The 14,197-nt window shown below is 72.7% G+C and carries 15 protein-coding genes; 7 read left to right on the top strand and 8 right to left on the bottom strand.

Annotation, left to right across the window (positions count from 1 at the left end; translation table 11 throughout):
• Positions 1 to 91: 91 nt before the first annotated feature.
• Complete coding sequence (locus ACZ6J5_RS04340) at positions 92 to 970, top strand: helix-turn-helix domain-containing protein (protein ID WP_469387510.1); 879 nt, start codon at positions 92 to 94, stop codon at positions 968 to 970.
• 153 nt (positions 971 to 1,123) lie between these two features.
• Here ACZ6J5_RS04340 and ACZ6J5_RS04335 read toward each other — a convergent pair whose 3' ends face one another.
• Positions 1,124 to 1,969 (bottom strand): helix-turn-helix domain-containing protein, encoded by an 846-nt coding sequence (locus ACZ6J5_RS04335; RefSeq protein WP_469387508.1) that lies wholly within the window; start codon positions 1,967 to 1,969, stop codon positions 1,124 to 1,126.
• A 283-nt stretch (positions 1,970 to 2,252) separates the two neighbouring features.
• Between ACZ6J5_RS04335 and ACZ6J5_RS04330 the strand changes: the two genes are divergently transcribed.
• Entirely contained in the window at positions 2,253 to 2,822 is a 570-nt protein-coding gene (locus ACZ6J5_RS04330) for a hypothetical protein (RefSeq protein WP_469387507.1), read from the top strand.
• Positions 2,823 to 2,859: 37 nt separating this feature from the next.
• Here the strand turns inward: ACZ6J5_RS04330 and ACZ6J5_RS04325 are convergent, their stop codons facing one another.
• From ACZ6J5_RS04325 to ACZ6J5_RS04310, 4 genes are all read right to left on the bottom strand, one after another.
• Positions 2,860 to 4,794: a hypothetical protein gene (locus ACZ6J5_RS04325; RefSeq protein ID WP_469387505.1), complete on the bottom strand. Its 1,935-nt coding sequence runs from the start codon at positions 4,792 to 4,794 to the stop codon at positions 2,860 to 2,862.
• A 171-nt stretch (positions 4,795 to 4,965) separates the two neighbouring features.
• Positions 4,966 to 5,973 (bottom strand): LLM class F420-dependent oxidoreductase, encoded by a 1,008-nt coding sequence (locus ACZ6J5_RS04320; RefSeq protein ID WP_469387503.1) that lies wholly within the window; start codon positions 5,971 to 5,973, stop codon positions 4,966 to 4,968.
• A 138-nt stretch (positions 5,974 to 6,111) separates the two neighbouring features.
• Entirely contained in the window at positions 6,112 to 6,957 is an 846-nt protein-coding gene (locus tag ACZ6J5_RS04315; protein WP_469387502.1) for a hypothetical protein, read from the bottom strand.
• Between the two features lie 147 nt (positions 6,958 to 7,104).
• Complete coding sequence (locus tag ACZ6J5_RS04310; protein WP_469387501.1) at positions 7,105 to 8,025, bottom strand: N-acetylmuramoyl-L-alanine amidase; 921 nt, start codon at positions 8,023 to 8,025, stop codon at positions 7,105 to 7,107.
• A 339-nt stretch (positions 8,026 to 8,364) separates the two neighbouring features.
• Between ACZ6J5_RS04310 and ACZ6J5_RS04305 the strand changes: the two genes are divergently transcribed.
• Together ACZ6J5_RS04305 and ACZ6J5_RS04300 are read left to right on the top strand one after the other, a co-directional pair.
• Positions 8,365 to 9,900 (top strand): hypothetical protein, encoded by a 1,536-nt coding sequence (locus ACZ6J5_RS04305; protein ID WP_469387499.1) that lies wholly within the window; start codon positions 8,365 to 8,367, stop codon positions 9,898 to 9,900.
• A gap of 151 nt (positions 9,901 to 10,051) precedes the next feature.
• The gene (locus tag ACZ6J5_RS04300; RefSeq protein WP_469387497.1) at positions 10,052 to 11,053 is read left to right on the top strand and encodes a dimethylarginine dimethylaminohydrolase family protein; all 1,002 of its coding nucleotides are present in this window, start codon (positions 10,052 to 10,054) and stop codon (positions 11,051 to 11,053) included.
• Here the strand turns inward: ACZ6J5_RS04300 and ACZ6J5_RS04295 are convergent.
• Together ACZ6J5_RS04295 and ACZ6J5_RS04290 are read right to left on the bottom strand one after the other, a co-directional pair.
• Positions 11,040 to 11,687: a class I SAM-dependent methyltransferase gene (locus ACZ6J5_RS04295; protein ID WP_469387495.1), complete on the bottom strand. Its 648-nt coding sequence runs from the start codon at positions 11,685 to 11,687 to the stop codon at positions 11,040 to 11,042. The genes ACZ6J5_RS04300 and ACZ6J5_RS04295 overlap by 14 nt on opposite strands.
• A gap of 50 nt (positions 11,688 to 11,737) precedes the next feature.
• On the bottom strand, positions 11,738 to 12,094 hold the full coding sequence (locus ACZ6J5_RS04290) for an ATP-binding protein (protein ID WP_469387494.1): 357 nt from the start codon (positions 12,092 to 12,094) through the stop codon (positions 11,738 to 11,740).
• A 137-nt stretch (positions 12,095 to 12,231) separates the two neighbouring features.
• Here ACZ6J5_RS04290 and ACZ6J5_RS04285 point away from each other — a divergent pair, with 137 nt between their 5' ends.
• The 3 genes from ACZ6J5_RS04285 to ACZ6J5_RS04275 are packed head-to-tail and all read left to right on the top strand — an operon-like array spanning position 12,232 to position 13,726.
• Positions 12,232 to 13,071, top strand: a complete 840-nt coding sequence (locus ACZ6J5_RS04285; RefSeq protein WP_469387492.1) for a helix-turn-helix domain-containing protein — start codon at positions 12,232 to 12,234, stop codon at positions 13,069 to 13,071.
• Positions 13,040 to 13,312: a DUF397 domain-containing protein gene (locus tag ACZ6J5_RS04280; RefSeq protein ID WP_469387490.1), complete on the top strand. Its 273-nt coding sequence runs from the start codon at positions 13,040 to 13,042 to the stop codon at positions 13,310 to 13,312. The genes ACZ6J5_RS04285 and ACZ6J5_RS04280 overlap by 32 nt, the downstream gene beginning before the upstream one ends.
• 6 nt (positions 13,313 to 13,318) lie before the next feature.
• On the top strand, positions 13,319 to 13,726 hold the full coding sequence (locus tag ACZ6J5_RS04275) for a hypothetical protein (protein WP_469387488.1): 408 nt from the start codon (positions 13,319 to 13,321) through the stop codon (positions 13,724 to 13,726).
• On the opposite strand, the gene ACZ6J5_RS04270 is transcribed toward ACZ6J5_RS04275, so the two are convergent.
• On the bottom strand, positions 13,694 to 14,110 hold the full coding sequence (locus ACZ6J5_RS04270) for a DUF4259 domain-containing protein (protein ID WP_469388643.1): 417 nt from the start codon (positions 14,108 to 14,110) through the stop codon (positions 13,694 to 13,696). The genes ACZ6J5_RS04275 and ACZ6J5_RS04270 overlap by 33 nt on opposite strands.
• Positions 14,111 to 14,197: the final 87 nt, after the last annotated feature.

Here is a 14,197-nt window from a genome sequence, read left to right as displayed (position 1 = left end):
GCGGTGCACGTAAAACCGGTTGATCAACCGGCTCTAGTATGTCCACGTCCATGGCTGGCATGGGCATGCATATCAGGGAGAAGCGGCCACAATGGACCGTGCGGGGTCGGACACGGACCTTGCTGGCGAACTGCTCGCGCTGAAGAAGGCGTCGGGATCGAGCTTCGCCCAGCTCAGCGAGAAGACCCACTACGCGAAGTCGTCGTGGGAGCGGTGGGTCAACGGCAAGCAGTTCCCGCCGAGGGACGCCGTCGAGAGCCTGGCGCGGCTGTGCGGGACCGATCCCGCGCCGCTGCTCGCCCGCTGGGACGCCGAGGAGGCCGCCCGGTCGCAGCCGGACGCCCCGGCTGAGGACGCGGCCGAGGGCGCGGCCGAGGCCCCTGCCGAGGGCGCGGGTGAGAGCGCGGGCGCGGGCCAGGCCGCTCCGGGCGCCGCCGCCCCGGCCCGCAAGCGCCGCACCCTGTGGGCCTCCCTCACCCTCGCCGTCCTCCTGGTCGCCGGTGCGGCCGCCTACGGCGTGCTCGCCCTCACCGGCGGCTCCGGCGAGCCCCCGGCCCCGCCCAAGCCCGTGGTGAAGGTCGCGGGCCCGGCCGCCGGCTGCACCCTCACCGCCTGCGAGGGCAAGGACCCGAAGAAGATGAACTGCGGCGCCGACGCGGTCACCGTCCGCACCGGCTCCATCCCCAAGGACCTCGTCATCGAGCTGCGCTACAGCCGCGCCTGCAAGGCCGCCTGGGGCCGCATCTCCTTCGCCGAGGTCGGTGCCACCGTCGTCGTCAACAACTCCGACGGCGCCGCCCAGGCCGACGTCGTCCACTACGACCGGGACGTCTACACCCCGCTGATCGCGGCGCCCGACGACGGCTCGGTCTTCGTCTGCGCCGCCCTCCCGAAGAAGAACGGCAAGGACAGCGTGCCCACCTGCACCGGCCGCTTCATCCCCAGCGCCGAGAAGTCCCAGCAGCCGTAGCCCCGGCCGCCCCGAGATCGTCCGGCGCACCCCTGTAGCGCCGGACGACCCCGCACGCGTACGCGAGCCTCGCAGCCGGCCCCCGCCCCCGTATTGGAGAAATCCGCCGGGAACGGTACGGGCACGGGTACCGGTACGGCTACGGGCACGGGCTCACCCCGCGATCCAGGCGCTCGCCGTCCCCCGGTCCGCCAGGAAGCGCCCCGGCGGCAGCCCCGTCATCGCGGTGAACTCGCGGCTCAGGTGCGCCTGGTCGTAGTAGCCGCAGCGGGCGGCCGTGTCGGCGGCCCGCTCGCCGTCCGTCAGCAGCCCGATCGCCCGGTTCAGCCGCAGCACCCGGGCCAGCCGCTTGGGCCCGAGCCCGATCTGCTCGCGGAAGCGGCTCTCCAGGTGCCGCTCGCTCCAGCCGGTCGCCGCCGCCACCTCGTGGACCCGCAGCGCCCCCGCCGACCGCTCCAGCAGCCGCCAGGCCTCCAGGACCGCGGGCGCGGGCTCCGCCGCGGCCCCCCGCCGCTCCGCCTCCGCCGACCAGCGCAGCAGCGTCTCGTCGAGCAGCGCGAACCGCTCCGGCCAGCCCGGCGCCTCCGCCAGCGCCTCGGCGAGCGGGCGCACCCGGCCGCCCAGCACCTCCGCCGGGTCCGCCAGCGTGTCGGTGAGCTCGGCGAGCCCGGTGGCGCCGAAGAAGCGCCGGGCCGCCCAGGGGGCCATCGCCAGCTCCACACCCTGCACGTCCCCGCCGTGCCCCAGCACCCGCGCCCGGGTGTGCAGGCCCGACACCAGGGACGTGTGCCGCCCCTCGGCGTCCGGGACCCGCAGCTCGCCGCCGAAGCCGATCAGCAGCGACACCCGGCCGCTCGGCACCACCAGCCGCTCCTGCGGCACCCCGGCCGCCGCCCGGAACCCCCGGTAGCCGTCGATCCCCCGGCCGAGCCGGGCGTCCGGCGCCCGGTAGAACCACTGACACCGACCGCCACCCGTACACACGCGGTGCCTCACCATCGGACTTCCGTACCTCCCCCGCCCGGAGCCGTCCCGGGCCGCGTATCCACTCTCCGGCGGGCGCGCGGGGCGGACCAGACGCGACGGCGTCCCAGGGACGCCGTGGGACGTCCCACGGCTCTGACCTGCGAAGACGTACGGAGAAAGGGATAGCGGACCGGGGCCGGCGGCGGCGCCCGCGCCCCGGACGGGCCCACCCCGGTGGCGGCCCCCGGGGCCCCGGGTGAGGCTGGGCCCTGCCCGGCGGATCAGGCCCGGCGCCCCAGTCCCAGGGAGGTCCCTCGTGCCCAGCCTCGTCCGCGCGCGGCGCGCCCTCGTCGCGCTCTTCCTCTCCGGCGCGCTGCTCGCCACGACCGCCGCGTGCGGCGGCGACGGCTCGCAGTCGATGACGACGAGCTCCGGCGCGAGCCCGGCGACCCCGACGAGCTCCGCGAGCTTCGAGCAGCAGAAGCTGGCCAAGACCCGGTTCGTGGCGAACGCGGGTCTGGCGGCGGGGGCGGCCTACCAGTGGATCGTGAAGCCGTACCGCGCGGGCAAGTTCAAGAAGGGCGCGGACGGGCGCACCTTCGCGCTGGTCAAGGCCGGCCTGGCGGGTGCCTTCACCTACAACCGGCTCAAGGCGGCGGTGAACAACGCCAAGGGCGACCCGCTGCTGTCGAAGGCGGTGGCGCCGCTGAGCGCGGGCATCGAGTCGCTGAAGGAGCTCGGCACGAAGCTGCGCAAGGGCGAGGCGACCGACGGCGACATCGGCTCCTTCGACAGCATCATCAACCAGGTGAAGGAGGCGGGGAAGAGCGCGGGCGCCGAGGTCGTCGACAAGGTCCCCAGCACCTCCCAGCTCACCGGCGGCTGAGCTCCGCCTACGGGCGTCGACAACGCTTTCCGGGCGGCTACCCGGTCGTCGGCAGCCCCTCCCTCTTCTTCTTGGCCTCCTCTTCGATCGCCTGTAGCTCCTTGATCGTCTTGAGGATCGCCTCTTTCTTCGCAGGGCCCAGCGGACCGCTCTCGTCGAGCGCGGCGATGCTGTGCGGGTGCATTGGGTGCATTGGGTGCATTGTGTGCAGCGGGTGGGAGGGGTGCCGGAAGGCGTCGTCCGTCGCGAGGGTGCCTCCGTCGCCGCGTCTCTCGGCGAAGAAGTGCGCGATCGCGTCGCGGAGCATCGCCTGGTCCTGCTCCCCGAAGGGGCCCGCCCACGTGCGGTCGGTGACCTTCTGGTCGTCCGCCCTCTCCTGGCTGAGGAAGGCCCGCCCGTACCTCGGACCGAAGACCGTTTCCAGTTTCCCGCCACGCTCCCAGCCCTTGGCCGGGTACTTCGTCGGGTCCGTCTCGTCGTCCACCGTCTGGCCGGGCTGGGGCCTGGCCTGGTCCGGGGAGATGTCGATCGACAGGGTCTTGATCCCGGCGAAGGCGAACTGGTCGGTGACGCCGCTGCGCATCCCGACCGCGCCGACGATGGTGAACTTCTCGTTCAGGTAGTGCAGCAGTGCCAGCTCGGAGCGCCGGCCCGTCATCCCGGGCCACGTCCAGTACTTGTGCAGGTTCGGCCCGTCGCCGGGGATCGGTCCAGGAATGTCGCCGATGAGGACGGGCTGCGCGCCCTTGAGATCGGGGTGCTCGCTGATCATGGCCCGAAGCTGGGCCAGGCCCTCCCGCCCGGTGTCGAGAGCGGGGGCGTTCCCCTCCCCGGAGTGGCCGCTGTCCCGGTAGTTGACGATGACGTACCGGACGCCTTCCTGGAATTTGCTCAGCGGGTGCTCGGGGTCCGCGTGGGCGGCGTCGAAACGCCGCTTGGTGTCCTCATCCGGAGCGGCATACTTGTGGTAGAAGTCCTGCACCTCCGCCGCGTTGCCCCCTTCGCCGACCCAGGCGCGCTTCTTCTCCATGCCTTCCTTGAAGTAGTCGGTGGATTTACTGTCGCCGCTGTGTCCGAGCTTCAGCTTCCTCGGGATCTCCTTGGTGTAGAAGACCCTGCCGGGCATGTCCTCGTGGAGCTGGTACATCTGCCCGGCCTTGCGTTCGACGGAGCGTTTCTCCGCGGGGCGTCTGGCCTGGGCCGCAGTGATCTCCGTGTCGATTTCTTCCTTCGTCTCCGCCTTGCGTTCGGCCCTTTTGACGGCCTCGGGTGATGGTTCCTTGGCCTCCTTGAGCCGACCTTTCTTTTCCCCTTCGTGCCCCTTCGTTTCTCGCTCAGTGGAATCAGCTGCGGGATTATATTCGGGAGGGGGGAAGGGGGCGTCGACTTTGTTTTTGATTCTAGCTTCCGCATTCCTCCTGTTTTTCACGGTATCCGTGATCCGCTTTCCGTCGGCCTCTGGGTCGAAGTCGTCCAGCAGGCCGTACATGAGGAGCTTGAGATCCGGGTTGACGATCAGGGCGGCCCGGAGGTGGTACATGTCGCCGGAGTGCTTCGCGTCGACGACGAGTGTGTTCGCCTTGGTCAGCCCATGGGTGCTCACGTCCGCCGTGTTCCGGATCTCGGTGCCGAACGTCCAGGCGGTCGGGGCCCCCGTCACCTGCGCGGGCGCTGTGGAGGAGGAAGACGTCGTCTCCGCCGGATCCGTCAGCACCCGCTGTACGGGGGCGGGCGCGGCCTCGGGGTTCTGTGTGCGGCCGCAGCCGGCGCCGTGCTGGTGTCGGGACTCCTCGACCAGTCGGGAGACGGCGGCGTTGCCGAGCGTGCGCTGGAGGGCGAACAGCGTCTCCGGGGACAGGTCACCGCCGGCGCCGGCGGTGGGGGTGACCCGGCCGCCGCGCGGCCGGTCTCGACGGGGGCCCGCCTCCGCCCTTGTCGCCGGCGACGGCTTCGGCGCGTCCTTGGCGTGCATGAGAGTCCTTCCGGGGGGCGTGGCACGGGTACGTTCCTCGCTGTCTGGCCGCCGGGGCCGACGGGGGTACGGCGTCCGCCAGGGCGCCGCGTCCGCGACGCCACCCCGCCCGGGGGCTTCCGCCGCCGGGGGTGTGACGGGTGCCCGCGTGCCTCGTTCCGAGGCGATCGGCTAGCCGTTCAGCTCCGCCAGTACCCGCAGCGTCTCCGGGTCCGGGGCCGTGACCAGGAGGTCGGTGACCGGGCCCGCGCGCCAGGCGGCGAGTCGTTCGGCGATGCGCTCGCGCGGGCCGACCAGGGAGATCTCGTCGGCGAAGGCGTCCGGCACGGCGAGCACGGCCTCCTCGCGCCGCCCGGCGGCGAACAGCTTCTGGATGTGCCGGGCCTCGTCCTCGTAGCCCATGCGCCCCATGAGGTCGGCGTGGAAGTTGCGGGCGGTGTGGCCCATGCCGCCGATGTAGAAGCCGAGCATCGCCTTCACGGGCAGCAGTCCGGCGGCGACGTCGTCGCAGACCTGGGCGCGGACCATGGGGGCGACCAGGAAGCTCTCGGGGAGCGGGGGCAGGGCGTAGACCTCGGCCCAGCGGCCGGGGGACCAGTAGAGCGGCAGCCAGCCGTCCGCGATCTCGACGGTCTGCGCGATGTTCTTGGGTCCCTCGGCGCCGAGCAGTACCGGCAGGTCGGCCCGCAGCGGGTGGGTGATCGGCTTGAGCGGCTTGCCGAGCCCGGTGCCGTCGGCGCCGGCGTACGGGTGGGAGTGGTAGCGCCCGTCGAGCGTCACGGGCCCCTCGCGCCGCAGCACCTGCCGGATCACGTCCACGTACTCGCGGGTCGCGGTGAGCGGCGAGCGCGGGAAGGGGCGCCCGTACCAGCCCTCCACGACCTGCGGGCCGGACAGGCCGAGCCCGAGCGTCATCCGGCCGCCGGAGAGGTGGTCGAGGGTGAGGGCGTGCATGGCGGTGGCGGTCGGGGTGCGGGCGGCCATCTGGGCGACGGCGGTGCCGAGCCGGATGCGGCTGGTGTGGGCGGCGATCCAGGTGAGCGCGGTGAAGGCGTCGGAGCCCCACGCCTCGGCGGTCCACACCGAGTGGTAGCCGAGCCGCTCGGCCTCGCGGGCCAGGTCGAGGTGGGCGGCGGAGGGGCCGCGGCCCCAGTAGCCGAGGGCGAGTCCAAGGCGCATGTCGGGCAACCTTTCTGACGCCGTGTCAGATGTGTGGATGGCGCCTGGACTGTACGACAACGGCCCCCCGCCCGGAAGGGCGGAGGGCCGGTGGGGACCGGTCCCCACGGGTGGGGGCCGGTCCGGAGTCGGGCGGGGTCAGCCGCGCTGGATGCCCGTGGTGTCCTGGAGGACGCCTCGGCGCCCGTCCTGGGTCTGCGCGACCAGGGCCGGACCGCGCTGGTCCACCGCGAGGTACCAGGTGCCCGGCGCCAGCTCGGCGATGGGCGCCTGGGAGCCGTCCTCCGCGTACAGCGGGCGGGCCACCGGGACGGCGAACCAGAACGGGGCGAAGTCCGAGGGCGCCGGAGCGGCGGCCTGCTGCGGCTGGGGCTGCGCCGCCTGCGGGGCCTGGTGCTGCTGGGCCCCCGGCTGCCCGCCGAAGGGCTGGCCGCCGTGCGAGGGGTCGGGCTGGGCGCCGTACGGCTGCTGCGGGGCGCCCGGGTAGCCGTAGCCGCCGGGGACGCCCGGCTGGCCGGGCTGCATCCCGTACGGCTGCGGGGCCTGCGGCCGGGGGGCGCCGACCAGCGGGGCCTTGAGGGCCGGGACGAGCGGGGCGGCGACGGCCGCGCCGGCCAGCACGAGGGCGGCGATCAGGCCGAGGATGAGGCCCGCGCCGGCGTTGTCCGACTCGAACATCCACATCAGCAGGGTCCAGGCCGAGGCGATGGCGAAGGCCGGGCCGACCTGGCCGAGCTCCAGGCCGGCCACCTTGCGCGGCTGCGGCAGCGCGCGCGACAGCACGGAGAGCGCGGCGCCCGCGATGCCGAGGAAGTAGGCGCCCCAGCCGAGCGGCGAGGCGTCCCACGAGTTCGGCAGGTCGACCTTGTCGCAGATCGCCGGGCCGGCGTCACAGCCGGAGATGCTGAGGAACGAGGCGATCAACAGCACCACCGCTGCACCGATCAGCACGCCATCGCCTCGGGTGAGGGAGCGGATATTCACGTAAGAGTCCTTCGTCGGGTCGTCTCGTCGGGGTGGCGCGGATCACGGGGGCGACCCCCACGTACGGAGCATCGTACGGAGCACGGAGCATCGTACGGAGTGCGGAGTACGGAGCGAATCTATCGTCCGCGCCCCCCGGGCGCCGGGCTACCCCTTGAGGTAGGCCCCGATGCCGTCGGCGATCCCCTGGGCGGCCTTCTGCCGCCACCCGGCGTCGACGAACAGCTTGGCGTCCTTCGGATCACGCATGTTGCCGCATTCGATGAACACCTTGGGGACGGTCGAGAGATTGAGCCCCCCGAGATCCTCGCGCACGTCCAACCCGGTACCGGAGCCGATGTAGTTGGCGGGCGCGCTGCCGGTCGCCCGGCCGAAGGCCGTGACCAGCTTCTCGCCCAGCGCCCGCGAAGGCCCCACGATCTTCGTGGTGTCGGCGCCGCCGCCCTTCACGAGCGCGGGCAGGATCACGTGGAAGCCGCGGTTCCCGGACGCCGAGCCGTCCCCGTGCACGGACACCACGGCGTCGGCCTTCGCGGCGTTCCCGATCCGGGCCCGCTCGTCGATGCACGGCCCGTAGGGGCGGTCCGCGTCGTGCACCAGGACCACCTTCGCGCCCCGCGCCGTGAGCAGGTCGCGCAGCCGGTGGGAGACGTCGAGGGTGAACGCCGCCTCGGTGTAACCGGCGTTGGTGGAGGTGCCCGTGGTGTCGCATTCCTTGCGGTTGGTGCCGATATTCACCTTCTTGTTGATCTCGGTGGTGTGCCGGAAGTTGCCGGGGTTGTGGCCCGGGTCGATCACGATCGTCCTCCCGGCCAGCGGCAGCTTCCGCCCCGGTCCGGCCGGGATCGCGCCGGACTCCCGGGCGGCGGTCCGCGTCTGCGCGTCGGCGCCCGCCGAGGCCCCGGCCGAGGCGTCCGCCGGGGCGCCGGCCTGCGCTTCCGGGGGACGGGACGGTCCCTGCGCGGCCGTCCCGGCGGGGCCCCCGCAGCCCGCGAGGGCGGCGACGGCGGCCAGGGCCAGGGGGAGGGCCAGGGGCAGGGCGCGGAGGTTCCGGTGGTCGTTCGGCACCCCGCGACTGTAGGCCCTCCGGCCCCGGATTGCCCGTATCGGTGGACGTGTGTGGGCGGAGGGTGAAGGGTATGTGGGGGGCACCGCAGCAACGACCACAGAGGGGGAACACCTGTGGCGGGGGACGCACACGACGCGCACGACGCACACGACCACCAGGGCAACGCCGCCGGGGACCGGGGACGACAGCCGTCTCCCTGGGAATGGACCGGACCGGGGGCCCAGCAGCCGCCCGGCCCGCCGGAGCGGCCGAATCCCTACGCGGACTCCGGCTTACCGCCGCAGCCGCGGCCGGGGCCGTACGGGCAGCCGCCCGCGCCCCCGGACCAGCCGCCGGTGATGCCGGCCACGCCACCGCCGCCGCCCGGCCCGCCGCCGGGCCCGCCGAATCCGGCGCAGGCCGCCGCCGTCGCCCTCCTCAACCTCACCGGTCTCGGCCTCGGCTACGTCCTGCTCCGGCACTGGGCGTCCGCGGCCGTCTGCTGGGCCGTCACGATCGCCCTGCTCGTCGTGGCGCTGCCCGCCGATCCGGACGGCGTCCCGCTCGGCGTCGTCGTCGGGTACGCGGTCCTCCTGCTGGCCTTCGCCGCCGACGGCTACCGGCGCGGCCTGCGCGCCGCCCCCGCCGCCCTGGAGGCCCCGGGCCGCCGGAAGCTGGTGCTGCCCGTCGCCCTCGCGCTCGCCTTGGCCGTCCCCGGCGGCGGCACCCTCGCCTACGCCGCCGCCCGCGACGAGGCGGTCGAGCAGCAGCTCCTGGACACGCTGGCCGCCGCCGACGGGCTGGTGAAGCGGTCCGAGGGCCAGTCCTTCACCAGCTCCGAGGTGACCTACGCCTCGGTCCTGGCGACCTACCGGGACATCGCGAAGGAGCACCCCGACTCGCGCGCGGCGAAGCGGGTCCCCGACCGGCTCGTCGCCTACTACGCCTCGGTCTCCGCTCCGTACGCGAAGAAGGACTACTGCGCGGCCGTCCCGGGCCTCAAGCACCTGCGGGCGCTGCCCGACAAGATCGACCGGGGCCTCCTCGGGAATCTGGTCGGCAAGGCCGACGAGCCGCTGGCCGAGTCCCTCTTCCAGTGCGGCACCACCACGATGGGCGCGGCCGGTGCGGAGACCAGCGCGGCCGACCAGCTCAACCTGCTCACCAAGACCTTCCCGCAGTCGCCGTTCACGCAGAAGATCGAGCCGGCCCTCCGCGAGGGCCTGCGCACCCGCGAGAAGGCACTGGGCATCGCGCCCTGCGACGGGCTCGCCGAGCTCGGCCGCTTCCGGACCGGCGTCGACGCGCTGCCGGCCGAGACCTACGCGGCGCTCGTCGCCGACACCAAGCGGGTCATCCAGCGCGGCGACTTCGGCTGTGGGCTCGACCGCTTCAAGAAGAAGGAGTTCAGCGAGGCGTCCACGGCGATGACCGACTACGCCAAGACCTATCCGGACAGCCCGCAGGCGGCCCAGGCGCGCAGCATCGCCATCGCCGCCGAGATCGCGGAGGAGACCCCGGCGGCGGGCGACAAGGTGCCCAGCGGCGCCACCGTCGACGGCTCCGGCCAGGTCATGGTCATCAGCAACGACGGCCCCGGCGAGGTCGAACTCCTCTACACCGGACCGGTCACCGGCCGCCTCACCATCCCGTCCTGCGGCAGCTGCAAGAGCTACCCGACGCTGCTGCTGCCGGTCGGCGAGAAGGTCAAGCCGTGTTCCGGCCCCTCCTCCAAATACCCCAAGCGGACCCTGATGCTTCCCCCGGGCAGCTACAGGATGCTCCAGAAGCGCGCGGGCACCGGCACGTCGGCGGGCATGAAGAAGCCCAGCGACGCGAAGATCGAGTCGGGCTACAGCTACACCAACTGCCTGTACGTGACGTCGGGGTTCTGAGCCGGCCCGCCTCGGGGCACCCGGCTCAGCGCGGGGCGTCCGACCCGGAGTACGTCCGGGCCGGGCGCCCCGTCCGCGTTCCCGGCGGGACCGCGTTATATTCGGACGGGAATCCATGCTATTCGCCCGGTATGCGCCGGAAGGAGAGTCGATGTCCGAGGTGTCCGACGCGTCCGACGTGTCCGAGGTCTACGTCGAGAGCGAGTTCGCCCCCCTGCGGACGGTGGTGCTGGCCCGGAGCGAAGTGGGCATCCCCGCGTCCGCCGCCACCTCGCACGACATGCGGTTCCTGCCCGAGGAATCCCCGGCGAGGAGCGCGGGCGGCGGCGGCGACCTACGGGACACCGACCCCGCCCGGCAGGCCCGCTGGGAGAAGGAGCGGGCGGAGTTCCGCACGGTGCTCGAACGGCACGGCGTACGGGTGCACAGCCCCCGGCTCCTCACCCCGGCGGAGAAGGAGGCCGCGGGATCCGACGGATACGCGAACTTCTTCGCCCGGGACCCCTTCTTCACGGTCGGCCACCACGTCGTGGAGGCGTCCATGCGCTTCCTGCACCGCCGCCGCGAGGTGCTGCCGGTGCGCGAGGTGATCCGCGAGCAGGTGTATCCCGCCGACTGCGCCTACGTCGCCGTCCCGATGCCCGAGGTCGCCGCCCCGGACGACCCGACCCTCGGCCCCGGGCCCTTCCTCGAAGGCGGCGACGTCCTGGTCCTGGGCCGGCGGGTCTTCGTCGGCACCTCGGGGCTCGCCTCCAACCCGCCGGGCATCCGCTGGCTGGCCAAGCTCCTGGAGCCGCACGGCTACACGGTGGAGACCGTCCGGCTGCACGAGCGGATGCTGCACCTCGACTGCGCGCTGGGGCTGGTGCGGGAGGGCCTGCTGGTCGTCTGCGAGGAGGCGCTGCCGGACGGCCTCCCCGAGTCGCTGAGGGACTGGGACCGGGTCACGGTCGACCTGGAGCAGGCCACCCTGCTGGCCACCAACGGACTCCCGCTCAGCCCCGACGTCTATGTGACCGACCCCGTCTTCGCCTCCGTGGGGAAGCGGCTGGAGGACTTCGGCGTCCACGTCGAGTACGTGGACTTCAGCGTCACCCGGTCCCTCGGGGGCTCGTTCCGGTGCAGCACGCAGCCCCTGCTCAGGAGGTACTGACGCGCCGGCGCAGCACGCGCAGCGAGTCGGTGACCGCGACCTCCTCGAAGTCGCCCGACCCGATCGCCCGCAGATAGATCCGGTACGGGGCCTGGCCGCCGTCCTCCGGGTTCGGGAACACGTCGTGGATGACCAGCGTCCCGCCCGGCGCCACCTTCGGCGCCCAGCCCTCGTAGTCGGCCGTCGCGTGCTCGTCGGTGTGCCCGCCGTCCACGAACACGAAGCCGAGCTGCCCCGCCCACACCTTCGCGACCTGCGGCGACCGCCCCACGACCGCGATCACGTGGTCTTCCAGCCCCGCCTTGCGCAGGGTGCGCCGGAAGGTCGGCAGCGTGTCCATCACGCCGACCTCCGGGTCCACCACGCTCGCGTCGTGGTACTCCCAGCCCGGCTGCTGCTCCTCGCTGCCCCGGTGGTGGTCCACCGTCACCGCGACCGTCCCCGCCGCCCGCGCGACGTCCGCCAGCAGGATCGTCGAACGCCCGCAGTACGTGCCGACCTCCAGCAGCGGCAGCCCCAGCTCCGCCGCCCCGGCCGCCGCCGCGTACAGCGCGAGCCCCTCCTTGACGGGCATGAAGCCCTTCGCCGCCTCGAAGGCGGCGAGGATCTCGGGGGTGGGCTCGGTGGCGACCATGGTCGGCTCCTCCTACTGGCGGGTACGCGCTTACGGGCGCCCATGCTGCCCTACCCGTCGCACTCGAACCACACCGTCTTCCCCTCGGGCCCCGGCACCACCCCCCACCGGTCCGTCACGGCCTCCACGAGCGCCAGCCCCCGCCCGCCCTCCTCCAGCGGCCCCGCCGCCCGCGCGGCCAGCGGCCCCGCCACGCCGTCCGCCACCTCCACCCGCAGCCCGTGCGACTCGCGCAGGATCAGCACGGTGCAGCGGCGGTCCGGCACGTGCCGCACGACGTTCGCGATGAGCTCGGTGAGCGCGAGCCCGCCGGAATCGGACAGCTTGTCGAGCCCCCAACGCGCGAGGAACATGCGCAGGATGTGGCGGATGTGACCGGCGGAGTGCTCACCGACGGTGAAGCCCATCCGGTAGCTGGCGGTAAGTTCCGCTGGATAGAGGTCTGTTCCGTGATTCATGCCACCAGAGTGGAGTCGCTTCCCTACGCTCGGCTACGGAGTGGAGTCAACGTGTAGAAGCGTCCATTTGAGGGGGTGACCTCGCCGTGGCCAACACCCGTAGTCTCGACCCCAGCGCCTCGCCGCTGGACTACTACGGCTCGGAGTTACGTCGGCTGAGGGAGGAGGCGAAGCTCAGCCAGGACCAGTTGGGCGACATCCTCTTCTGCACGGGTTCGCTGATCGGGCAGATAGAGACGGCGAAGAAGCTGCCGACCCGGCAGTTCTCCGAGCGCCTGGACGCCGCGCTGATGACGGGCGGCCTGTTCAGCCGCCTGATCGGCCTGGTCCTCAAGAGCCAGCTCCCGAACTGGTTCCAGCCGTACGCGGAGATGGAAGCGAAGGCGACGTACATCTCGACGTACCAGTCCCAACTGGTCTACGGGTTGCTTCAGACGTCGGCGTATGCGCGGGCGGTCCTGAGCGTCGAGATGCCCGAGCGGGTCGAGGAGCAGGTCGCCGCCCGAATGGAGCGCCAGCGCATCCTGGAGCGGGAGAATCCGCCCGTGGTCTGTGTCGTCCTGGACGAGGCGGTCCTGTACCGGGAGATCGGCGGAGCCGAGGTGATGCGGGAGCAGCTCACGCACCTACTGAGCTTTCGCAACCACCAGTGGATCCAGGTGCAGGTGCTGCCGTTCGGGGTGGGGCAGCATGCGGCGATGACTGGTTCGTTCAGCCTGTTGCGCTTCGATGATGACCCGGACATCTTCTACGCGGAGAGCTACGACTCCGGGCATATGACCGCCAATCCGCAAGTGATCAGGGAACGTTCCGTCGGATACGCTCGGCTGCAAGCCGCTGCCCTCTCCCGGGAGGACACGGCGGCGCTGATCGCACGCGTGATGGAGGAACGGTATGGGCACCAACCAGGACCTGCGGTGGCGTAAGTCCTCGTACAGCGGCTCCGACGGCGGCGACTGCGTCGAATGCTCCCCGCTCGGTGTCGCGGCCTGGAGCAAGTCGTCGTACAGCAGCTCCAACGGCGGCGAGTGCATCGAGGTCGCCGACCTCACCGCGCACGTCGCCGTGCGGGACTCCAAGCGGCCCGCCGGGCCCGTGTTCCTGGCCGCCCCGGCGGCCTTCGCGGCCTTCGTGACGGCCGCCGCCGAAGGCCGTCTCGGGCGCTGATCGCCGATGGAGCTCTTAGGGCCGGTCGCCCTCGTCCTGATCCTGGTGCTCTGGGCGGGGATCGCCGCCACCCCCTGGCTGCGGCGGCGGCGCGGGCGCGGGCTGACCGCGCCCGCGCCGGCGAGGCTCGCGACGTGGGTCGCCGTGCTCGCGGGGATCGCGGGCGCGGCGGTGCACGCGTACGGGCTGTCGTACCAGCCGTATCTCTTCCCCGAGGACGCCTGCTGGTTCAACGCGGGCATCAAGGTGTCGCCGGACTCGTCCAGCGTGCTGCCGGTGAGTCTGGTGTGCGCGGGGCGGGAGGTCGTGCCGGGGTGGCTGAACCCGACGCTGCTGCTGCTCGCGGTGACCGTGGTGGCGGCGACGGCGGTGGCGGTGGGGCTACGCGTCCGCGCCCGCAAGGACCGCGCGTAGCCGCAGGATGACGGCCTTCCACTGGTCGCCGTCGGACTCCTCCCAGAGCTCCTTGAGCTCGGACTCCGGGCCGAGGACGCGGTCGAGGGCGGCGACGGCGGTGGGCCGGAGGTCGGCCGGGAGGGGCGGCAGGGGCTCCTTCGGGCCGTACGAGACGGTGACGGGCTCGCCGCCGGGGCACTGCGCGGCGATGAGCGCGGCGGAGGCGATGGCCTCGACGGCGATGTCCGAGTCGAGGAAGTCGTCGTCGCCGGTCTCGGTGACCTCGCGGAGGGCGACGAGGAGGACGGCCGCCTTGGCGTCGGGGCCCTCGGCCTTGTCGATGCGGTACGAGAAGTCGGCGGCCGTGTCGTTGTCGAAGGGGCCGATGTCCCAAGTGCCCATGGTGTGCTCGCTCATTCACTCGACGCCGGCGGTCCCGGCTGCTGTTCCACACCCTGGCACCCGCCACTGACAATCAGGGGTGCCGTC

This window comes from Streptomyces sp. NPDC042100 (assembly GCF_055582325.1).
Note: the sequence above shows the minus strand (reverse complement) of the source record. Positions and strands in the feature narration are given on the sequence as shown.